15 protein-coding genes are annotated in these 22,071 nt (G+C 69.3%); 10 read left to right on the forward strand and 5 right to left on the reverse strand.

The annotated features are described in order from the left end of the window. Positions 1 to 4: 4 nt before the first annotated feature. The 3 genes from nagA to P7B02_RS18550 are packed head-to-tail and all read right to left on the reverse strand — an operon-like array spanning position 5 to position 2,923. Positions 5 to 1,126: an N-acetylglucosamine-6-phosphate deacetylase gene (nagA, locus tag P7B02_RS18540; RefSeq protein ID WP_277787846.1), complete on the reverse strand. Its 1,122-nt coding sequence runs from the start codon at positions 1,124 to 1,126 to the stop codon at positions 5 to 7. Next, positions 1,126 to 2,181, reverse strand: coding sequence for an SIS domain-containing protein (locus P7B02_RS18545; RefSeq protein ID WP_431355833.1), 1,056 nt, complete (start codon positions 2,179 to 2,181; stop codon positions 1,126 to 1,128). Before P7B02_RS18545 ends, nagA begins: the two co-directional genes overlap by 1 nt. Before the next feature lie 7 nt (positions 2,182 to 2,188). Then, the gene (locus P7B02_RS18550; protein ID WP_277787847.1) at positions 2,189 to 2,923 is read right to left on the reverse strand and encodes a GntR family transcriptional regulator; all 735 of its coding nucleotides are present in this window, start codon (positions 2,921 to 2,923) and stop codon (positions 2,189 to 2,191) included. Between the two features lie 254 nt (positions 2,924 to 3,177). Between P7B02_RS18550 and P7B02_RS18555 the strand changes: the two genes are divergently transcribed. The 5 genes from P7B02_RS18555 to P7B02_RS18575 all read left to right on the forward strand — a co-directional run bounded on the left by P7B02_RS18555 (position 3,178) and on the right by P7B02_RS18575 (position 13,516). After that, the gene (locus P7B02_RS18555; protein ID WP_277787848.1) at positions 3,178 to 5,817 is read left to right on the forward strand and encodes a TonB-dependent receptor; all 2,640 of its coding nucleotides are present in this window, start codon (positions 3,178 to 3,180) and stop codon (positions 5,815 to 5,817) included. Between the two features lie 164 nt (positions 5,818 to 5,981). Beyond that, positions 5,982 to 8,228, forward strand: coding sequence for a family 20 glycosylhydrolase (locus P7B02_RS18560; protein WP_277787849.1), 2,247 nt, complete (start codon positions 5,982 to 5,984; stop codon positions 8,226 to 8,228). Between the two features lie 3 nt (positions 8,229 to 8,231). Beyond that, positions 8,232 to 10,748, forward strand: a complete 2,517-nt coding sequence (ptsP, locus tag P7B02_RS18565; protein WP_277787850.1) for a phosphoenolpyruvate--protein phosphotransferase — start codon at positions 8,232 to 8,234, stop codon at positions 10,746 to 10,748. Continuing rightward, positions 10,745 to 12,445, forward strand: a complete 1,701-nt coding sequence (gene nagE, locus P7B02_RS18570) for an N-acetylglucosamine-specific PTS transporter subunit IIBC (protein WP_277787851.1) — start codon at positions 10,745 to 10,747, stop codon at positions 12,443 to 12,445. Before ptsP ends, nagE begins: the two co-directional genes overlap by 4 nt. A gap of 3 nt (positions 12,446 to 12,448) precedes the next feature. Beyond that, positions 12,449 to 13,516, forward strand: a complete 1,068-nt coding sequence (locus P7B02_RS18575) for an acyltransferase family protein (RefSeq protein ID WP_277787852.1) — start codon at positions 12,449 to 12,451, stop codon at positions 13,514 to 13,516. A gap of 128 nt (positions 13,517 to 13,644) precedes the next feature. On the opposite strand, the gene P7B02_RS18580 is transcribed toward P7B02_RS18575, so the two are convergent. Next, positions 13,645 to 15,348 carry a tetratricopeptide repeat-containing sulfotransferase family protein gene (locus P7B02_RS18580; protein ID WP_277787853.1) on the reverse strand — a complete coding sequence of 568 codons (1,704 nt, stop codon included), beginning with the start codon at positions 15,346 to 15,348 and terminating at the stop codon, positions 13,645 to 13,647. Positions 15,349 to 15,573: 225 nt separating this feature from the next. On the opposite strand from P7B02_RS18580, the gene cysT reads away from it, so the two are divergent. Genes cysT through P7B02_RS18595 form a run of 3 tightly spaced genes read left to right on the forward strand, consistent with a single transcriptional unit; the run spans position 15,574 to position 18,313 of the window. Continuing rightward, a complete protein-coding gene (cysT, locus tag P7B02_RS18585; RefSeq protein ID WP_277787854.1) occupies positions 15,574 to 16,431 on the forward strand; it encodes a sulfate ABC transporter permease subunit CysT in 858 nt (285 codons plus the stop codon). Next, positions 16,428 to 17,270 (forward strand): sulfate ABC transporter permease subunit CysW, encoded by an 843-nt coding sequence (gene cysW / locus P7B02_RS18590; protein ID WP_277787855.1) that lies wholly within the window; start codon positions 16,428 to 16,430, stop codon positions 17,268 to 17,270. Before cysT ends, cysW begins: the two co-directional genes overlap by 4 nt. A 14-nt stretch (positions 17,271 to 17,284) precedes the next feature. Then, on the forward strand, positions 17,285 to 18,313 hold the full coding sequence (locus P7B02_RS18595; protein ID WP_277787856.1) for a sulfate/molybdate ABC transporter ATP-binding protein: 1,029 nt from the start codon (positions 17,285 to 17,287) through the stop codon (positions 18,311 to 18,313). On the opposite strand, the gene P7B02_RS18600 is transcribed toward P7B02_RS18595, so the two are convergent. Then, positions 18,310 to 20,103 (reverse strand): ATP-binding protein, encoded by a 1,794-nt coding sequence (locus P7B02_RS18600; protein WP_277787857.1) that lies wholly within the window; start codon positions 20,101 to 20,103, stop codon positions 18,310 to 18,312. The genes P7B02_RS18595 and P7B02_RS18600 overlap by 4 nt on opposite strands. Positions 20,104 to 20,263: 160 nt before the next feature. Here P7B02_RS18600 and P7B02_RS18605 point away from each other — a divergent pair, with 160 nt between their 5' ends. Both P7B02_RS18605 and P7B02_RS18610 read left to right on the forward strand, forming a co-directional pair. Next, positions 20,264 to 21,409: a DUF2336 domain-containing protein gene (locus tag P7B02_RS18605; RefSeq protein WP_277787858.1), complete on the forward strand. Its 1,146-nt coding sequence runs from the start codon at positions 20,264 to 20,266 to the stop codon at positions 21,407 to 21,409. Between the two features lie 357 nt (positions 21,410 to 21,766). Further along, complete coding sequence (locus P7B02_RS18610) at positions 21,767 to 22,057, forward strand: hypothetical protein (RefSeq protein ID WP_277787859.1); 291 nt, start codon at positions 21,767 to 21,769, stop codon at positions 22,055 to 22,057. Positions 22,058 to 22,071: the final 14 nt, after the last annotated feature.

Raw genomic sequence — 22,071 nt, forward strand, 5'->3', positions numbered from 1 at the left:
GGCGTCAGAGTGCGCCGCTGATCCAGGTTTCGATGACGTTCAACTGATCGTCGGCGACCACAAGGTCGGCGCGGAGGCCGGGGGCGATGCTCCCGGCCTTTTCGATTCCGAGGAAGGCGGCGGGGCTGCGCGAGGCCATGTTGACGGCCTGCGCCAGGGTGAGGCCGGTCATGGACATGGCGTTGCGCACGGCGCCGGCCATGTCGAGGTCCGAGCCGGCCAGGGTGCCGTCGGGGCCGACGCAGACGCCGTTCTTCACGGTGATCTCGCGACCCTGCAGGGTGAAGGTCTTGGGCCCGCCCACGGTCGGCATGGCGTCCGACACCAGCATGAAGCGGTCGTGCGGGCGGCTGGCCAGGGCGATGCGCAGGGTGGCGGGGTGGATGTGCGCCCCGTCGATGATGATCCCGCACCAGGCGTCGCTTTCCAGCGCCGCGCCGACCACGCCCGGAGTGCGGCTGGTGAGCGGCGACATGGCGTTGAACAGGTGGGTGACGCCGGTGGCGCCGCTGCGGAACGCCTGGACCGCGGTGTCGTAGTCGGCGTTGGTGTGGCCGGCGGCGACGATGACCCCGGCGTCGGCCAGGCGGCGGATGGCCTCCGGCGTGGTCTTTTCCGGCGCCAGGGTGACCAGGGTGCGGCCGCGCTTCAGCGAAGTGAGAAGGGCGAAGGCCTCGTCATCCAGCACCCGGAACTTCGACGCGTCATGGATGCCCTTGCGCTCGGCGTTGAGGAAGGGGCCCTCGATGTGGATGCCGAGCACGCCGGGGACGCCCTGTTCGATGGCGGCGTCCGTGGCGGCGATGGCCTGGGCGATCACCGACAGGTCGTCGCTGATCAGGGTCGGCAGAAAGCCGGTGGTCCCATAGGCGCGGTGGGCGGCGCCGATGGCGGCGATGGTCTCCACCGTCGGGGCGTCGTTGAACAGCACGCCGCCGCCGCCGTTGACCTGGGTGTCGATGAAGCCGGGCAGCAGCAGGGCGCCGCCCAGATCGCGCGTCTCGTCGGCCTTCGCCTGGTCGGCGGGCAGGACGGCGGCGATGCGCTCGCCCTCGATGACGACGGCGACGCCTTCGACCAGGGCGTCCCCGATGAGGACGCGGCCATTGACCAGGGCTGTGGACATCAGACGGTTTCGGTCACTTTGCGCAGGTGGGGAGGCTGATCAGGGTCATAACCTCGTGCGACCGACAGGGCGTTGGCCATACGGTAGAAACTCTGGATCGCCAGGGCCGGTTGGAGAACCGGATGCGCCGCCAGGGCGGGCAGGGCGCCGGGCCCCGTGGCCTCGATATCGGCGAACAGCAGCTGGGCGCCCCGGCTTTTCAGCCCCTCGGCCAGGGTCAGGACGCTGTCGCGGGTCTCGTCGTCCTGGCTGAAGGCCAGCACCGGGAAGCCGGGCTGCACCAGGGCCAGGGGGCCGTGCATGACCTCGGCGGCGGAGAAGGCCTCGGCGTGCAGGCCGCAGGTCTCCTTGAACTTCAGGGCCGCTTCCTGGGCGGCGGCGAAGCCGAGGCCGCGGGCCACCACATAGAGGTTGGCGGCGTCCTTCAGGCGCTCCACCGCCTCGCTCCAGTCCTGGCGCCAGGCCTCGGCGAGGAGGACGGGCAGGGTCTGGAGGGCGGCGGACAGCTCCGTGTCCTGCGTCCACTCGGCGGTCAGGTGCGCCAGGGCCGCGAGGGTGCAGAGGTAGGACTTGGTGGCGGCGACGCTGACCTCCGGCCCGGCATGCAGGGGCACAAAGGCGTCGGCCATGGCGGCCAGCGGCGAGGCGGCGTCATTGACCAGGGCGACCACGAAGGCGCCGCCGGCCTTGGCGGATTCGACCGAGGCCAGCAGATCCGGGCTGCGGCCCGACTGGGAGATGGCCAGGTAGAGCACGCCGTCCAGGTCCGCCTGGGCGCCATAGACCGAGGCGGTCGACAGGGCGGCCGAGGAGGTGATGACGCCGACCCGCGTCTCGAACAGGTACTTGGCGAAGGTGGCGGCGTGGTCCGAGCTGCCCCGGGCGCAGGTGACCACGGCGCGGGGCTTCATGGCGCGGAGCTTTTCGCCCAGGGCGGCGACGGCCTGGGCGTTGGCGTCCAGCTGCCGCTTCACGGCGGTCGAGGCCTCGGCGGCTTCGGCGAACATCCGGGTGGTTTCGGGCGAGGCCGATCGGGTCAAGACAGTCTCCAGCACGCGAAAACTACAGGGTCAGTTCGGCGACGAAGTCGTAGGCGTCGCCGCGATAGAACGATTGGGTGATCTCGACGGTCCGTCCGTCGGCCAGGAAACCGCGACGCTCGATCAGCAGGGCCGGGTCGCGGGGCGACAGGCCCATCAGATCGGCCTGGTCGGTGGTCAACAGCACCGCGCGCAGCCGCTGCAGGGCGCGGGCGGGGCGGTGGCCTGTCTTCTCCAGCGCCTCGTAGAGCGAGGACTTCACCGTCTCCAGAGAGGGCAGGGCGAAGGCCGGGATGGTGGCGAATTCCAGCGCCATGGGCGCGTTGTCGGCGTAGCGGATGCGGTGGAAGCGATAGACCGGCGCGCCGGGGCTGAGCCCCAGGGTCAGCGATTCCTCGGGCGTCACCGTGCCTTCGGAGCGGTTGATCCAGACGCTGTGCGGGACGCGGCCGCGCGAAAGCATGTCCTCGGAGAAGGACGAGATCTTGGAGAAGCTTTTCTCCACCCGGGCGGCGACGAAGGTGCCGGCTCCCTGGCGGCGGGTGAGCAGGCCTTCGTTGACCAGGCCGTCCAGCGCCTTGCGCACGGTGATGCGGGAGACGGCGAACTCCTCGGCCAAATCACGCTCGGCCGGCAGGGCGTCGTCCGGCGACAGGACCTTGGTCTTGATGGCCTCGCGCAGGGCGCGCTGGAGCTGCCGGTAGAGCGGCGCGTGGTCGGCTTCGTCCAGGCGGCCGATGCGGTCTGCAAACGTCATGTGCGCCCTCCCTGGTTTCGAATCCTAAAGCCAGCCCCGGCTTGGTTGATAGTCACCTGACCACTTTAATACCAATTTGTCGAGTGGGTTTGATTGGTAATATTTTGGGCTTGCCAAGTGCCATTTTTCCTTCACAGTCCCGTTCCGAGGCCATTGCTACGGCCAAATGCGACGGGGGACGTCGCGCATTGGTATCCTATTGGGCTTAGGTCGGCTCCGGGGCTGCGTACCCCGGCGAAGAGGGGAGAAGCCGGATGACTCTTAAGAAGACTCTATTGGCCACAACGGCCGGCATGATCGCGATGATGGCCGCCGCGCCGTCGTTCGCCCAGGACACCGACGTCGACGAAATCGTCGTCACCGGCATTCGCGCCTCGCTCCAGGCGGCCATTGAGCAGAAGCGCAACGCCGACATGATCCAAGAGGTCGTGACCGCCCAGGACATCGGCAAGTTCCCTGACAAGAACATCGCCGACTCCCTGAGCCGCGTGACCGGCGTGAACGTGGTGACGGGCTCGGCCGCGGCCGGCGGCTTCGGCGAGAACGAGCGCGTCTCGATCCGCGGCACCGACCCGAACCTGAACCTGACCCTGATGAACGGCCATAACCTGGCGACGGGCGACTGGTTCGTCCTGGACCAGCAGAACGGCGGCCGTTCATTCAACTATTCCATGCTGCCCGCCGAGCTGGTCGGCACGCTGGAAGTCTACAAGAGCTCACAGGCGGACCTGCCGGAAGGCGGCGTCGGCGGCACGGTCAACGTGCATACCCGCAAGCCGCTCGATCTGCCGAGCATGACCTTCAACGCCACGGCCCAAGGGGTGTACGCCCAGCGCGCCGACAAGTTCGACCCGCAGGTCTCGGCCCTGGCCAGCTGGAAGGACGACACCGGCAGCCTCGGCGTGCTGGTCGCGGGCTTCTACCAGAAGCGCCACCTGCGCCGTGATGGCCAGGAGATCCTCGGCTACAACGAGGTCGCCAACTTCCGCGGCACGGGCCAGACGGTCCTGGCCCCGGCCCTGATCGGCAACGCCTATTTCCAGCAGACCCGCGTCCGCAAGGGCGGCAACATCGTCGCTCAGTGGAAGCCGAACGAGAAGCTGGAGCTTGAGCTGTCGGGCCTCTACACCCGGATGGACGCCGACAACGTCAACGCCAACAACATGGCGTGGGTGTCGCGTCTGCTGAACACCAACTCCACCGTCGGCAGCCCCGACGACGCCCTGGCCAGCTACACCATCGCCAACGGCGTGCTGACCTCGGCCACCTGGCGTCCGACCACCGCCAGCGGCGGTCTGGTGCAGGGCCGCGTGCAGGACGACATCTTCCGCGAAGCCTATTCGTCGACCTGGGTGGTGAACCTGGACGGCAAGTACGAGGTCAACGACAACCTGACCCTGTCGGGCCAGATCGGCTACACCGAGGGCAAGGGCGTCACCAAGGACACCTACGCGTGGGAGACCCTGTGGAACACGGGCATGAGCTACACGCTCGGCTCGCCGATCACCTCGGTGACCTATACGGGCATGCCGAGCGATCCGACGGCTCCGGCCTATCTGAACAACCTCTACAGCTGGTCGTGGGGCGGCCGTCAGGTCAGCCCGGACGAGGAGTTCTACGTCAAGGGCGACGCCGAATGGCGTCTCGACAGCGGCGTGTTCCAGAGCCTGAACTTCGGCGCGCGCTTCACGGACCACACCCGCGAAGGCAACTACACCGCCTATAGCTGGGGCGGGAACGGCAACGCCGCCACGCCGGGCCTGGGCGCGGTCTATGACGGCGACGCCACCCCGTCGAACTACGGCTCGGGCGTCGGCGGCCTGCAGGGCTACACCATCTCCGACATGGGCAAGGTGCGGGCGTTCCTGGACGGCAACAACGGCGGCCGCCGCTTCGCCTTCTATCCGCCGCAGAGCTTCTCCGTGCAGGAGAAGACCAGCGGCCTCTACGGGATGGTCAAGCTGAAGGGCGAGCGTTGGCGGGGCAATGTCGGCCTGCGCGCGGTCCGCACCGAAGCCGACACCACCCAGTACTCGTCCACCGCCTCGAACCTGACGATCACCAACCAGTTCGGCAGCTGGGGCGAAGTGAACAACAGCCGCGACTACTGGGACGTGCTGCCCAGCGCCAACCTGACCGTGGATGCGACCGACAATGTGCTGGTCCGCTTCTCCGCCGCCAAGGTCATGGCGCGTCCGGGCTACGCCCAACTGGCCAGCTCGCTGAGCCTGAACGAACTGGCCCTGACCGGCACCGCCGGCGGCAACCCGGACCTGGATCCGTTCCGCGCCTGGCAGTTCAACGCGGTCGGCGAGTGGTACTACGCCCCCGAGGCCCTGCTGTCGGTCGGCGTGTTCTACCTGGACATCGAGAGCTACATCACCAGCCAGACGTTCACGGCCTTCTACCGCACGCAGCAGAACCCGAACGGCGCCAACTTCCGCATCACCGGTCCGGTGAACGGCGGCGGCGGCTCCAACCGCGGCTTCGAAGCGAGCCTGCAGCAGCCCATCGGCGGGGGCTTCGGCTTCCTGGTGAACTACACCTATGCCGACGCTGAAACCGACCTGGGCAAGCCGATCGATGGCAGCTCGAAGAACACCTACAACCTGACGGGTTACTTCGAGAACGATCTGATCAGCGCCCGGGTGGCCTACAACTTCCGGTCCAAGTTCAAGTCCGGCGTCGATCGTGGCACGGACATGTGGCAGGACGACATCTCGTCCCTGGACGCCTCGCTCATCGTCAACCTGACGGAGAACGTGGCCCTGAGCTTCGACGCCCAGAACCTGACCCGCGAGAAGCTGGTCTACTACGTGGGCGATCCGAGCATTCCGCGCGCGATCTACGACAATGGCCGCGTGTTCTACGCCGGCGCCCGGTTCAAGTTCTGAGTGAACGGGGCCGGGCTCCGCCCGGGCTCCGTGAGTTGATTACGGCGCGGCTTGCTTCAGGATCGACCCATGATCTTTCAGCCGCGCCGCCTTCAGTATCCCCAAGGTCTGCAACTGAAGCGGGACGGCGCTCGCCGCTCCGCTCTTTTTTCGCGGGTGACGTCATGCTGACCAGGCTTCTGGCTACGGCCGCTTTTTCCGCCATCGCCACCGCCGCCCTCGCGGCGCCCAACATCGTCCCGGCCCCGGCCGAGATGGTCACGACCCGCAAGACATTCGAATGGAAGACCGGGTCGGGCATTGTGGTCCCGGCCGGCGACGAGGGCGCGCGGTTCGCCGCCCAACAGCTTTCCGACCTGCTGAAGCGTGGGCGCGGCCTGGATGCGCCGCTGACGGGCGCGCAGGGTTCCGTCCGGTTCGTGCGCGCGCCGGGCATGGCCAAGGAGCGCTATGACCTGATCGTGGGCGGGCAGGGGGCGGTGATCACCGCCAGCGACGACGCCGGCCTGCTGTACGGCGCCATGAGCCTTTGGCAGATGACCCAGGCGGCGCCCGGCAAGGGCTCGGCCGTCATCGAGGAAGTCGCCATCAAGGACGGCCCGCGCTTTGCCTGGCGCGGCCTGATGGTGGACAGCGCCCGCCACTTCCAATCGGTGGAGTGGATCAAGGCGATGATCGACCGCATGGCGGTCTACAAGTTCAACACCCTGCACTGGCACCTGGTGGACGATCAGGGCTGGCGGATCGAGATCAAGAAGTACCCGAAGCTGACCGAGGTCGGCGCCTGGCGCATTCCGCTGGGCGAGGCGGGCAAGGCCGGCAAGTACGGCGGCTTCTACACCCAGGACCAGATCCGCGAGGTGGTCGCCTACGCCGCCAAGCGCAACATCACCATCGTTCCCGAGATCGAGACGCCGGGCCACGCCCACGCGCCGATCACCGCCTATCCGCAGCTTGGCTCGGCCCCCACGCCGCCGACCCAGACGTCCGGCGACTGGGGCGTCTTCCCGTATCTGTACAACACCGACGACAGCACCTTCGCCTTCCTGACCGACGTGCTGGACGAGGTGATGGCCCTGTTCCCGTCGACCTACATCCATGTGGGTGGGGACGAGGCGGTGAAGGACCAGTGGAAGGCCAGTCCCGCCATCCAGGCCAAGATCAAGGAGCTTGGCCTGAAGGACGAGCATGAGCTGCAGAGCTGGTTCATCCAGAGGCTGGGCAAGCACCTGTCGTCCAAGGGCCGCCGCCTGATCGGCTGGGACGAGATCCTGGAAGGCGGCTTGGCGCCCGACGCCACGGTGATGTCCTGGCGCGGGATCGACGGCGCCATCGCCGCCGCGCGGGCGGGTCATGACACAGTACTGTCGCCGCATCCGACCCTGTATTTCGACAATCGCCAGAGCACCTCGCCCGACGAGGCCCCGGGCCGCGGGGCGGTGATCAGCCTGGCGGAGGTCTATGGCTTCAACCCGGCGCCGGACGCCCTGACCGAGGCCGAGCGCAAGCACGTGCTGGGCGTGCAGGCGAACCTGTGGGCCGAGCATATGCGGACGCAGGATCGGGTGACGGCCCAGGCCTTCCCCCGCGCTGCGGCCCTGGCCGAGGTGGCCTGGACCCCGGAGAAGCGCCGGAGCTGGGGCGATTTCGTCCAGCGCCTGCCGGGCGAGCTGGCGCGGGAGAAGGCGCTGGGCATCGGCTATAACGGCGTGTCCCTGCAGGCCCAGGCGGTGGTCGACCGGGTGGACGGCAAGCTGACCGCGACCCTGAAGTCGCCCCTGCCGGAGGTGGCGGTTCGCTATGCGGTGAACGGGCCGGTGACGGCGGCGTCGCCGGTTTACGACAAGCCGCTGACCCTGGCCGAGGGCGCCAAGGTGACGGCGGCGACCTATGTGGGCGACCAGCCGCTGGGCGCGGCGAAGACCTGGACGGCGACGGCGAAGGGCGCGCTGTTCCGCACCAGCCAACAGCTGAAGATGTGCAGCGACAAGCTGGTCCTGAACCTGGAGGACGACGCGCCGGCCAAGGGCGAGCGGAAGTTCTTCCTGGTCGACGTGATGGAGCCGTGCTGGGTCTGGAAGAACGTTGACCTGACCGGGGTGAGCGGGATCGAACTGTCGGTGGGGCAGGTGCCGTTCAACTTCCAGATCGGCGCGGCCAAGGACGAGATCAAGTTCCGCCCGCCGGTCTCGCCGGCCGGGGAGTTCGAGGTCCGGGCCGGCGGCTGTGACGGGGCGGTGGTGGCGACCCTGCCGCTGGCCCCGGCCGTGAACAATCCGCAGGTGACGAAGCTGACCGCGCCGCTGAAGGCGGCCGCGGGGCGGCAGGACCTGTGCTTCACCTACACCGCGCGCGGCGTCGATCCGATGTGGACCATCGACAGCGTGCAGCTCGTGACGTCGAAAGAGTAGCTTATGGCCGACATCGTCCTCCTCGCGCCCCTCAAGGGGTGGATCGCGCCGCTGGACGAAACGCCGGACGCCGTCTTCGCCGAACGGATGATGGGCGACGGCGTGGCGATCGACCCGACCGACGGGGTGCTGCACGCGCCCTGCGACGGCGAGGTGGTGAACATCCATCGGGCGCGACACGCGGTGACGGTGCGCTCCAGGGACGGGGTCGAGGTGTTGATGCACCTGGGCCTGGAGACCGTGGCGCTGGAAGGCGAGGGCTTCACCGTCCACGTGGCCGAGGGGCAGGCGGTGAAGGCGGCCCAGCCGTTGGTGACCTTCGACCTGGACCTGCTGGCCCAGCGCGCGAAGAGTCTGATCACCCCGGTGGTGGTGACCAATGGCGAGGCCTTCGCCATCTCCACACGTCAGCTGAACCGCGAGGTGGAGGTCGGTGAGCCGCTGCTGGTCCTGCGCCGCGCGGGCGGCGGCGGGGCGGCGGAGGCCGCGCCCGGCGGGCCCGTCGCCAGCCGGGGTCTGACCGTGCCGCTGGCGCATGGGCTGCACGCCCGCCCGGCCGCGCGCATCGCCGCCATCGCCAAGGGCTTCGAGGCGGAGGTGTTCATCAGCGCCCTAAACCGCCGGACCAGCGCGCGAAGCCCGGTTGGGATTATGTCCCTGGCTGTCCGTCATGGCGACCAGATCACGGTCAGCGCCGAGGGTGCGGATGCGGAGGACGCGGTGTTCGCCGTGGCCGGCCTGATCGAGGGCGGCATGGGCGAGGCCGCGGCCGCGCCGGCGCCGGAGGTTGTCGCGCCGCCGAAGCCCAAAGCCGCCCCAGCGCCGGTGGATGGGGCCTTGCGCGGGGTGACCGCCTCGCCCGGTCTGGCCATCGGCCGGGCGGTGCCGTTGGCGTCGCGCGAGATCGCGGTGGAGGAGCAGGGCCACGGGGCGGAGCTGGAGGGCGACGCCCTGTCGGCGGCCCTGGCGTCCGTCCGCGCCCGCACTGAGGACAACGCCCAGAGCGGCGACGCGGCGCGGCGCGCCATCCTGTCGGCGCACGCGGCGTTCCTGGACGATCCTGAGCTGATCGCCGCCGCGCGCCGTCTGACCGATGCGGGCAAGAGCGCGGGCTTCGCCTGGCGCAAGGCCGTGGGCGGTTATGTGGACGTGCTGAAAAGCCTGGGCGACCGGCGCATGGCCGAGCGGGTGGATGACCTGCTGGACCTGGAGCGGCAGGTGCTGCTGACCCTGGCGGGGGAGGACCCGGAGGGGACGCTCGACCTGCCCCCGGACGCGATCCTGCTGGCCGACGAAATGCTGCCGTCGCAGCTGATGGCGTTGAAGCCGGGGCAGGCGGCAGGGTTCTGCACCGCGCGGGGCGGGCCGACCTCTCACGTGGCGATCCTGGCGGCGGCCATGGGCCTGCCGGCCATCGTGGCGGCGGGCGAGGGGGTGCTGTCGGTGACCAAGGGCACGGCCCTGATCCTGGACGCCGACGCCGGACTGCTGCGCATCGCGCCGGACGCGCGGGCGCTGGAGGCGGCGCAGATGACCCTGGCCACCCGCCAGCAGCGCCGGGCGGCGGCCCAAGCGGCGGCGAAGGAAGCCTGCCGCATGAGCGACGGCACGCGGATCGAGGTGTTCGCCAATGTGGGCAGCCTGAAGGACGCCGAGGCCGCCGTAGCGGCGGGGGCGGAGGGCAGCGGCCTGTTGCGCACCGAGTTCCTGTTCCTGGAGCGCGAGACGCCGCCGGACGAGGCGGAGCAGGCGCGTCAGTACCAGGCCATCGCTTCGGCCTTGGAGGGCCGGCCGCTGGTGATCCGCACCCTGGACATCGGGGCTGACAAGCCGGCGCCCTATCTGCCCATGCCGGCGGAGGAGAATCCGGCCCTGGGCCTGCGCGGGGTGCGCATCGGCCTGTGGCGGCCGGCGATCCTGAAGACGCAGCTGAGGGCGATTCTGTCGGTCCAGCCCCTGGGCCAGTGCAAGATCATGCTGCCGATGATCAGCGGGGTGGACGAGCTGCGCGCCGTCCGTGCCCTGCTGGACGAGGTGAAGCGCGAGCTGGGCGTGACCGAGACGGTGGAGCTGGGCGTGATGGTGGAGACGCCGGCGGCGGCGGTGATGGCCGACGTCCTGGCGGCCGAGGCGGACTTCCTGTCCATCGGCACCAACGACCTGACCCAGTACGTGCTGGCCATGGACCGGGGCAATCCGGAGCTGGCGGCGCGGATCGACGCGCTCGATCCCGCCGTGCTGCGCCTCATCGCCCAGACCACGGCGGGGGCGCGCAAGCATGGCCGCTGGGTCGGGGTGTGCGGGGGCCTGGCCTCCGACCTCGCCGCGGCGCCGATCCTGATCGGGCTGGGCGTCACCGAGCTGTCGGCCACGGCGGCGGTCGTGCCCGAGCTGAAGGCCCTGATCCGCACGCTGGACCGGGCCGCCTGCCGCGCCCTGGCCGAAGAGGCCCTGGCCCAGGCGACCGCCGAGGACGTCCGCGGCCTGGCCAGCCAATTCATTCCGGGGATCGCCGCATGAAGTCGCCGCTCGAAATCCTGCAGCCCCTGGGCCGGGCCCTGATGCTGCCCATCGCGGTCCTGCCTATCGCCGGCCTGCTGCTGCGGCTGGGTCAGCCGGACCTGCTGAACATCCCGTTCGTGGCGGCGGCGGGGGACGCGATCTTCGCGCACCTGGGTCTGCTGTTCGCGGTGGGCGTGGCCGTGGGCCTGGCTAAGGAGAACAACGGGGCGGCGGGGCTGGCCGGGCTGGTCGGCTTCCTGATCGCCACCGAGGGGGCGAAGGTGCTGCTGCATGTACCGCCCGAGGTGACGGAGGACCTGGCCGTCGCGGCGTTCAAGGCCAAGGCCATCGCCAAGCTGGCGGTGCCCATCGGCATCCTCAGCGGCCTGCTGGGCGGGCTGTTCTACAACCGGTTCAGCAACATCAAACTGCCGGAATATCTGGCTTTCTTCGGCGGGCGGCGGTTCGTGCCCATCGTCAGCGGCTTCGCGGGGCTGTTCGTGGCCCTGGTGATCGGGCTTGGCTACGACGCGGTGAACGGCGGCATGGACGGGCTGAGCCGGGCCATCGTCAATTCCGGCGAGATCGGGCTGTTCATCTATGGCGCGCTGAACCGGCTGCTGATCGTCACCGGCCTGCACCACATCCTGAACAACATCGCCTGGTTCATCGTGGGCGACTTCAACGGCGCGACGGGTGACATCAAGCGGTTCTTCGCGGGCGACCCGACGGCCGGCGGTTTCCAGGCCGGCTTCTTCCCCGTGATGATGTTCGGCCTGCCGGCGGCCTGCCTGGCCATGTACCACGCAGCCCGGCCGGAGCGGCGCAAGGCCGTGGGCGGCATGCTGTTCTCCATGGCCCTGACCGCCTTCCTGACGGGGGTGACGGAGCCCATCGAGTTCAGCTTCATGTTCCTGGCCCCGGCGCTGTACGCGATCCACGCGGTGCTGACCGGCGCGGGCATGGCGCTGATGGACGTTCTGGGCGTGCGGCTGGGCTTCGGCTTCTCGGCCGGGCTGTTCGACTACGTGCTGAACTTCGGCAAGGCGACCAAGCCGCTGATGTTGCTGCCCATCGGGGCGGCCTATGCGGCTGTCTATTACTTCGCCTTCCGCTGGGCGATCGCCAGGTTCGACCTGAAGACGCCGGGGCGTGAGCCGGAGGGGGAGATCGCAGCGGCGGCGGATTTGGCGAGCAGCGGCGGACGCGGCGCGGACTTCGTGGAGGCGCTGGGCGGCGCGGGCAATCTCGTCTCCGTGGACGCCTGCACCACGCGCCTGCGCCTGATCGTCAACAGCCAGAAGGTGGTGGACGAGGCGCGGTTGAAGGCCCTGGGCGCGCGCGGGATCGTGCGGCCGTCGGACAAGGCGCTGCAGGTGGTGCTGGGGCCGGTGGCCGATACCGTGGCCAGCGAGATACGCGCGGCCGGCGGCGGGCAGGCCAAGGCCGCCGCGCCCGTGGCCGAGACCGCCAAGGTTCCGGTGATCGAGATCGACAGCGGGCCCTGGCTGAAGGGCCTGGGCGGGGCGGGCAATATTCGCGAGCTGTCGGTGAGCTCCAGCCGTCTGCGGCTGCTGGTCGCCGACGAGGGCAGGGTGGACGAGGCGGCGTTGCGGCGGCTGGGCGCTCGCGGTTTCGCCCGCCCCGCCGGCGCGCTGCATGTGGTGATCGGACCCAAGGCCGAGGCGGTGGCCGCGGCGTTGAAGAAGGCCTGAGCCTTGCAGCGGCTGGTCTCACTGGACGTGCTGCGCGGTCTGACCGTGATCGGCATGATCCTAGTCAATTCAGCGGCTTACGTGCATTACGTGAACGGCTTTCCGGCTTATCCGGCGCTGATGCATTCGGAGTGGGCGGGGCTGACCCTGGCCGACTGGGTGTTCCCGGCCTTCCTGTTCATGGTTGGGGTCTCCATACCGATGGCGGCGCAGGGACGACCCCAGAGCGCGGGCAAAATCCTGGCGCGGGCGGGCCGGCTGATCCTGGTCGGGCTGCTGCTGACCAACATGTACTGGCTGGCGGATATGGACGCCTATGCGTTCCGGCCGTTCGGCGTGCTGCAACGGATCGGTCTCGTCTATGGGGCGGCCGCGCTGCTGTTCATGACCACGGGCTGGCGGACGCGGCTGGGGATCGCGGGGCTGATCCTGATCCTCTACTGGCCGCTGTGCCTGATCCCGTCGCCGGACGGCACGGCCACCGACATCTGGGCGCGGGGCTACAACTTCGTCGCCTGGTTCGACCGCGCCGTTCTGGGGAGCCACGCCTATGTGAAGGGCGCGGCGGGCTATGACCCCGAGGGTGTCCTGTCGACCCTCCCGGCCATCGCCCAGGGCCTGATCGGCTGTCTGGTGGGTGAGTGGCTGTTGAAGCAGCCGAAACGCACGGGCGCCCTGGCGGCGGGCGGGGCGGTGATGACGGTCGCCGGACTGGCCTGGGGCCTGGTGTTTCCAGTGGTGAAGGACATCTGGACGAGCAGCTATGTGCTGCTGACCAGCGGGCTGACCCTGCTGGTGCTGGCGGCGCTGCATGTGCGGCTGGACGGGCGCGAGATCGGGCGGGGCTGGAGCATCGCCACGGCCTTCGGCGTCAACGCCATCGCCGCCTATGTGCTGCATTACCTGGCCTCGGTGGTGCTGGCGGCGGACGCGATGAAGCTGCCTTATGACTGGACGCTGCCGGTGCTGGGCGGGCCGGCGGCGGCGCTGGTCCCGGTGCTGATCTTCCTGGCCCTGAACTGGGCGGCCATGGCCTGGCTCCAGCGCGAGGGCTGGGTGGTCAAGATTTGAAGATGGAACCCTCCCCCTTGATGGGGGAGGGCAGGGTGGGGGTGAATGCTGAGGTTCCGGTGAACGGCCTTCAATGCCGCATCACCCCAATACCCGCCCCTTCCCCCATCAAGGGGGAAGGGGGCGATTTAATACCCCAGCGCCTGGATGACCGGCGCCAGCCGCTGGCCCAGGGGCGCGAGTTCGGCGAAGTAGGCTTTCCAGCGGCCGATGGAGCGGTCGTTCAGGGGCTCCGTCACCTGGGCGTAGCTGGGGGTGGGGGCGAAGCGGCGGTTCTTGTGGAAGGCCATGCAGGCCGGGTCGAAGGGCAGGCCGATGTGGTCGAGCAGGCGGCGGGTCTCGATCTCCTGTCGCGCCACGAAATCCTCGTAGCGCAGGGTGAAGCCGAGATCGTCCAGCTCCCGTCCGTAGTGGGCGGTCAGGTCGGTCATGGCCAGGACGTGGGCGGCGATAGTGTCGACCCGGAAGCCGCAGTTGAAGCCGTGGGTCAGGTTGTTGGCCATCATCGACACGGTCACGTCGAGCGGATGGCGGACCATGCGGATCACCGGGGCCTGGGGAAAGGCCATGCGGATCAGCGGCAGGTACACATCGTTCAGCGGCATCTTGTCGGTGAAGAACGCCGCGCCCGGCCGGATGACGCCGTAGCTGGCGGCGCGGGCGAAATAGTAGTCGCGCAGCATGTCGGCGGCGTGCCGGTTGTCAGCGGTCGTCGCCTCCAACAGGCGGGCCGGGAAGGCGCCGGGGCCGGGCAGCAGGCGCTCGATGAAGTCCGCCATCTCGCTGACGAAGGGCAGCTCGCCGCCGGCGGCCACCTTCGAATGGCTGGATAGCATCTGCTCGATCATCGTGGTGCCGGAGCGGGGGAAGCCGAGGATGAAGATCGGCTGCGGCTGGTCGGCGCGCTTCGACGCCTTCGGCAGTCGAGCGAGATTGGCGCGGGTGAAGACGGACTTCAGGGCGGCGAACTCGCTGGCCACGGCGGCGTGGTCGTAAGCGGCGCCGATCTCTGCGGCGAGTGCGGCCTTGGCCTCAACGAAGGCGGGCCAGGCGTCGCGGGCCCGACCTAGGCGATCCAGCAGGCGGGCCCGCTCCAGCAGGGCGCCGCCAGCCAGGGGTTTGGGCGCGGCGTCGAGGAGGGCCATTGCCTCCGCCGGCTGGTTCTGGCGGGCCAGATAGACGGCGCGGCGCAGGCTGACGTCCTGGCCCGTTCGCTGGGCGGCGGCCTCGGCGCGGTCGAGCAGGGCCTGGGCCTTGTCGAGTTCCCCGCGGACCTCATGGACGCGTGACCAGTCGGCCAGGGTGGCGACGTTGTCCGGCTCCAGCTGATGGGCTTGCTGGAACAGGGGCTCAGCCTCGTCCACGCGGCCCTGCTGCAGCAGGTTGGCGGCGAGGTTGGCGAGGACGCCGGGATGCGGGCCGGCGAGCTCAAGCGCGCGCCGGGTGTGATGCTCGGCGGCGGGCAGGTCGTTGCGGGCGGCCAGCAGGGCGGCGAACAGGTTGTGGGCGTCCGGGTTGTTCGGATCGGCGCGCAGGGCGTCACGGACGGCGTTCTCGGCGTCCCGCATGCGGCCGTGCTTGATGAAAAGGGTGACCAGATCGTCGTGCGCCCAGTCGGCGTCGGGCGCGAGGGTGATGATCTGGCGGAGCGTGGCGACGGCGCCGTCGATGTCGCCGCGCCCCTCCTGCACCAAGCGGCGGATCTCCAGGGCGTCCACGTCGCGCGGATCGGTCATCAGCCGCGTCTCGGCGGCCCGTTCGGCGGAAGCCAGATCGCCGCGCCCGATGGCGTCGCGGCCCTGCTGGATGAGCGGATTGGCGGCTGGCGACAAGCGTGATCCCCAATGTGACGGTTGAGGAGTAGCGGAAGTTCGCCGTTCAGGGGAGCGGAACGCGTGCTGGAGACGGGGCGCTAGAAGGTTTTGCTCCCAACCGAGCCAGAAAAACTTGATTGTCCAGCTTCCGGGTGGGGATTATCGGCGGAACTGGCTGGATCACGCTGCAACATGCGGCGGGGGCCGGCGTTACCGACCGTGAGCAGAACGCAGCCCCGCCCTTTGACCAGCACCCCGACCGCCACACGACGACGGCCGCTGTTCCGGCGCAAGTCAGCCATTCCGGGTTTCGGCCTCACCATGGGCGTGACCCTGTCGGTGCTGTCGCTGGTGGTGCTGATTCCGTTGTCCGCCGTGGCCATCAAGGCGGCGGAGCTGTCGCCGGCCGAGTTCGCGGCGGCGGCGTTTTCAGAGCGGGCCATCGCCGCCTATCGCCTGACCTTCGGCGCGGCCTTTGCGGCGGCGGTGATCAACGGGGTGTTCGGGGTGCTGACCGCCTGGGCGCTGGTCCGCTACGAGTTTCCCGGCAAGTCCATCGTCAACGCCATGGTCGACCTGCCGTTCGCCCTGCCGACGGCGGTGGCGGGCATCGCCCTGGCGACCCTGTATTCGCCCAACGGCTGGGTGGGGCAGTACCTGACGCCCCTTGGGATCAAGGCCGCCTACAACCCGCTGGGCGTGGTGATCGCCCTGACCTTCATCGGCCTGCCGTTCGTGGTGCGGACCATCGAGCCGGTATTGCGCGATCTGGCCGCCGATGTGGAGGAGGCCGCCGCCAGCCTGGGCGCGAACCGCATCCAGACCGTGGCGCGGGTGGTGCTGCCGGCGCTGGGCCCGGCCTGGCTGACAGGCTTCGCCCTGGCCTTCGCCCGGGCGGTGGGAGAGTACGGCTCGGTGATCTTCATCGCCGGCAACATGCCGTACCAGTCCGAGATCGCGCCGCTGCTGATCATCATCCAGCTTGAGCAGTACGAGTACGCGGCGGCGGCGGCCATCGCGCTGGTCATGCTGTCGGCCTCGTTCGCCATGCTGTTCGTCATCAACGCCATCCAGGCCTGGGCGCGGAGGATCGAGGGATGAGCCGCGCGCGTCACCCGACCGAGGACCCGCTGTGGGCCAAGGTGCTGATCACCGCCCTGGTGCTGGGCTTCCTGGCGCTGGTGCTGCTGCTGCCGCTGGCGGCGGTGTTCGTGGAGGCGTTCCGGCGCGGGGCGGGGGCGGTGATGGGGGCGGTCAGCAATCCCGACGCCATCGCGGCCATCAAGCTGACCCTGCTGACGGCGGCCATAGCGGTGCCGTTCAATGCGGTGTTCGGACTGTGCGCCTCGTGGGCGATCGCCAAGCATGAGTTTCCGGGCAAGAGCTTCCTGATCACCCTGATCGACCTGCCTTTCAGCGTCTCGCCCGTGGTGGCGGGCCTGATCTATGTGCTGGTGTTCGGGATGCAGGGCTGGTTCGGCGAGGCCCTGATCGACCACGACATCAAGATCGTCTTCGCCGTGCCGGGGATCATCCTGGCGACGGTGTTCGTCACCTTTCCCTTCGTGGCGCGGGAGCTGATCCCGCTGATGCAGGAGCAGGGGACGGCGGAGGAGGAGGCGGCCATATCGATGGGCGCGTCGGGCCTCTACACCTTCTGGCGGGTGACGGCGCCGAACGTGCGCTGGGGCCTGCTGTACGGCGTGCTGCTGTGCAACGCCCGCGCCATGGGCGAATTCGGGGCGGTGTCGGTGGTCAGCGGCCATATCCGGGGCCTGACCAACACCATGCCTCTGCATGTCGAAATCCTGTACAACGAGTACGACTTCGTCGGCGCCTTCAGCGTCGCGGCCCTGCTGTGCCTGCTGGCCGTGGCGACCCTGGTGCTGAAGGGACTGCTCGAGATCGCCCAGCCCGCCGTGCGCGGGCGCGGCCACTGACCTCAAGGGTGTCCATGACCATCTCGATCCGCTCCGTCGACAAGCGCTTCGGCCGATACCCGGCGCTGAACGACGTCAGCCTTGAGATCGCCGACGGCGAGCTGCTGGCCCTGCTGGGGCCGTCAGGATCTGGCAAGACGACCCTGCTGCGGACCATCGCCGGGCTGGAGTTTCCGGACGCCGGCCAGGTGCTGTTCGGCGGCGAGGACGTGACCTACGCCAGCGCGGCCAAGCGTCGGGTGGGTTTCGTCTTCCAGCAGTACGCCCTGTTCAAGCACATGACCGTGGCCAAGAACGTCGCCTTCGGACTGGACGTGCGCAAAGGCCGTGAGAAGCCGTCGAAGGCCGACATCACCAAGCGCGTGGACGAGCTGCTGAAGCTGGTGGAGCTGGACGGGCTGGGCGGGCGCTATCCGTCGCAGCTGTCGGGCGGGCAGCGGCAGCGCGTTGCCCTGTCGCGGGCCCTGGCGGTGTCGCCGTCGGTGCTGCTGCTGGACGAGCCGTTCGGGGCGCTCGACGCCACGGTGCGCAAGTCGCTGCGCAAGGAGCTGCGGCGCATCCACGACGCCACGGGCGTGACCACCATCTTCGTCACCCACGACCAGGAGGAGGCGATGGGCCTCGCCGACCGGGTGGCGATCCTCAACGCCGGCGCCATCGAGCAGGTGGGCACGCCGGACGAGGTGCATGACAGCCCGGCCACGGCCTTCGTCTGCGGCTTTGTGGGCGACGCCAACCGGATCGAGGGCCTAGTGGCCGCTGGCGTGTTCAACGGCGGCGGCGTGAAGCTGCCGGCCAAGGGCGTGGCCGACGGCCCGGCCTGCGCCTTTGTGCGGCCCTACGACCTGGCGCTGGGCGGGGCGAACGCCTTTGCCGCGACGTTGCAGCGGGTGTCGGTGCAGGGGGCGGTGGCGCATCTGGATGTGACGACCTCGGCCGGCGCGGCGATCGAGGCGGTGGTGGCGCGGGCCGAGGCCTCAAACCTGAGCGTCGGGCAGCCCCTGAAGCTCAGCACCGCCAAGGCGCATATCTTCCCGGTCTAGCCGGCGGCGCGCTGGTCTTCGGCGACGGGCTTGCGCGGCTGGGTGACGTCCGACACGGCGCGGGCGATGCCCGCCACGGTGACGGGCTTGCGGACGGCGGCGTCGGCGCCGGCGTCCATGCAGGCTTGGGTCTCTTCATCATCTCCGCCGGTGACGGCGATGATCGGGGTCTGGCCGCGATGGCCCGGCAGGCGGCGGACTGCGGCGGCGGTCTGGGGACCGTCCAGATAAGGCATGCGCCCGTCCAGCATCATCAGGTCGAAGTCGCACAGCTCCGCCAGTTCCAAGGCGCGGCGGCCGTTCTGGGCGTGGACCACCTGATGGCCGAGCTGTTCGAGAATGGCGCGCATCATGGCGGCGTTCAGGCCGTCATCCTCGGCCACCAGCACGCGCAGGCCGCGCACGGGGGCAGGGACATGCTCGTCGGCGTCGGGCTGTTCGCCTTCGAGAACGGCGTGGGGATCGTAGGGCAACTCGACAGTGAAGCAGGAGCCCACCCCCAGCGCGCTCTGGGCCGACAGGCGGCCGCCCATGAGCTGGGCCAGCTGACGCGACAGTGACAGGCCCAGGCCCGCGCCCGGCACGCCGGCGCCGGTGCGCTCCACGCGGCGGAACGCCTCGAAGGCGTAGACCAGCTCGTCCGGCGACAGGCCGGGGCCGGTGTCGGCGATGGCGAAGGTCACGCAGTCCGGGCGGGGACGCTCCAGCCGCACCTCGATCCGTCCGCGCGAGGTGTACTTGATCGCGTTGCTGATCAGGTTGGCGAGTATCTGGCGCGTGCGCAGGGCGTCGGCGGTCACGGCGCCTGAACCGCGGATCTCCAGCTCCGGCGCAATGTGCAGGTTGAGCTCCAGTCCCTTGGCCGAGGCGTGGGCGCGCTCCAACAGCACCAGGTCATGGACCAGGCGAGTGGGGTCGAACCGGCCCATCTCCACCGCCAGCAAACCGTTGCCGGCGGTTTCGGAATCGAGGGTCACGTTAAGCACGCCGATCAGGTCGCGGGCGGCTTCCAGGGCGGCGGAGAACTGTTCGCGGGTGGGGGGCGTGCGGCCCTCGCCGCCGGCGGCGCCGGCCAGGACGTGGGTGACGCCGGTCAGGCCGTTGCGGATCTCGTGCGAGAGAGCGGCGACCACGTCGGACTTGGCCTGGGCCAGGGCCTTGGCGTCGTTGAGGGCGGCGGCGCGCTCCTCCAGCAGGCGCTCCCGCTCCGCCGCGCGCAGGAACTGGGCGCGCAGCATGTGGTTGGTGATGGCCGCCATGGCGATGGCGAGCAGGGATATCCCGCCGGTCAGCGCAGCAGATGACCCGCCGCCGGGCGCCGCCATGAGGCTGAGCGGACCAAGAAGCAGGGCGGCGGAGGCGAGGATCGCGCTGGTGCGGCTGGGTGTGGCGAAGAAGAGGGCGCAGACGCCGGAACTCATGGCGATGAGCACCAACGCCTCGCGGATGGGGCCGGCGTCGTGGGCGAAGACCACCACCTGCATCGCGGCGCCGGCCCAAACGGCGGTGGCGGCCAGGTGGCGCCAGGCGCGGTGCGGAACGGTGACGCGTTCGCGCTGAAGCCCCTTCATCAGTGCGTAGAACCCGCCGCAGCCCGCCGTATAGAGCGCGAGGCTCAGGGACATGGCGCCGGGGTTGCGGGCGAAGCTGGCGGCGACCGCCAGAACCGGCACGAAGACCGCGAACGTGGTGAGGGCGTGACGCAGGGTGTCGCGACGCATGTCGAGCGACAGCAGGCGCGCGACGGTCGCGCCCGGTCCTGTCTCTGCTGTCTCGACGGTCTTCGACAAACGCTGTTCCCCCTGGAAAGCGGGGGAGACTAGTCCGGCGCGGTTCGAGAGATGTTACAAGACATCCTTAATCCCCAGCAGAAGATGGTGACCAAGCGTTAAGCATGCTCAGCCATCATTTCGAATCGCAAAACGCCGCAATTTGAGGACGATCAGGGGCATGTCGATGACGCGGGGGGCGCTGACCGACACCGACATCCGCATGCTGATCAAGGGGGCGACCCCGGATGAGCGGGCGGTCGCGGCCCAGAAGATCTGCCACAAGATCGAGACCGCCGAACTGACCGACGAGGAGCGAGCGCGCGCCCAGGACATCCTGCGTGTGATGGCCGCCGACGCCGCCGATCTGGTGCGGCGCGCCCTGGCGGTGACGCTCCGCGCTTCGCCCCTGGTGCCGCGCGACGTGGCGAACAAGCTGGCGCGCGACATCGACACCATCGCCATTCCAATCCTGATGGAATCGCCGTCGTTCAGCGATGAAGACCTGGCCGAGATCGTGCGGCTGGGCGACACGGCGCGGCAATCGGCTGTGGCTCGCCGCCCGGCCTTGAAGGCGAAGGTCACGGACGCCCTGGCGGTCCACGGTGACGGCGAGGTGGTGCGCACCGCGATCGCCAACGACAACGCCGAGTTCTCGGAAGGCGGTCTGAAGACCGTGCTGAAGCGGTTCGAGGCCGCCGAAGCCGTTCTGACCGCCGTGGCCTATCGCCGGGTGCTGCCCCTGTCGGTGACCGAGCGTCTGGTGAGGATGGTCGGCGAGCGGGTGCGCGCGCATATCCTCGCCAACCATCCGCTGCCGGCGGACGTGGCCAACGATGTGGTCGAGCATACGCTGGAGCGGGCGACCGTCGATCTGGTCGATCAGGCAGGCCTGGCGGCCGACTTGAAGGACTTCGTGAAGCACCTGAACCGCAGCGGCCGGCTGACGCCCTCGCTGCTGCTGCGCGGGCTGGCGCACGGGCATATGAGCTTCTTCGAGTGGGGCGTGGCGGAGCTGTCCGGCGTGCCGCATCATCGCACCTGGCTGATGATCCACGACGCCGGGCCATTGGGCTTGCGGGCGATCTATGAGCGGGCGGCCTTGCCGGTCCGCATGTTCGGCGCCTTCCGAGCCGGGGTGGACGCCTACCACTCCCTGGAGACCGATGGCGTTCCCCAGAACGCGGAGCATTTCCAGCGCCGCATGCTGGAGCGGTTCCTGACCCAGCCGCAGACGCCGGGTCGTGAAGACACCGACTACCTGCTGGGCAAGCTCGACCGCCTGCGCAGCAAGGACAAGGCAAAGGCCCTGGCCGGAGCGGCATAGAAAAGGCGGAGCGTCGAAGCGCCCCGCCTTCCCGGAGATCCGCGGACGGACCCGCCCGCGTCAGAACGCGAAGGTGTGGAAGGTAACGCCCGACAGGTCGATCCCCGCAGGTCAATCCCGGCGAAATCCATCTCCATGACGGCGCCGTCTTCGGACGTCGGAACCTGCCACGTGACTTCGTTCGCGGCCTGTACGGCCACGCCCGAGCCGCAGGTCCGGATGGAGTCTCCGGACAGGAAGTGCTGGACCTTGCTGAAGTCGAACTTGGACAGGTCGGCCAGCTGGAAGGTGACGCCGTCGATGGTGACGCCCTCCTTCGGGAAGTTCTCTATGGATGAGCAAGCGTTGAGGGCGCTCATGCTGCGCAGTCTGGATAGCGACGCGCAGGCCTACCGCATTCTGCTGACGACGGTGGCGGACCATCTGCGACGGTATTTCACCTTACGCCTGGGCGGTTCGGATCGGGTCGAGGCGCTGGTGGCGGCGACTCTGTCGGCGGCCCACAGGCGACGCGCCGCCTACCATCGGCGCGAGCCGTTTGGTCCCTGGATCTACGCCGTGGCGCGCTACAAGCTGATCCAGCATCATGGCGGAAGGGAGGTTCGCCCGTCGGCGGAAGACTACGCCAGCTTCATGGGCGCTGGCTGATCTCACGAAAAAGG

The organism is Caulobacter segnis, assembly GCF_029543125.1.
Classification (GTDB): Bacteria; Pseudomonadota; Alphaproteobacteria; order Caulobacterales; family Caulobacteraceae; genus Caulobacter; species Caulobacter segnis_D.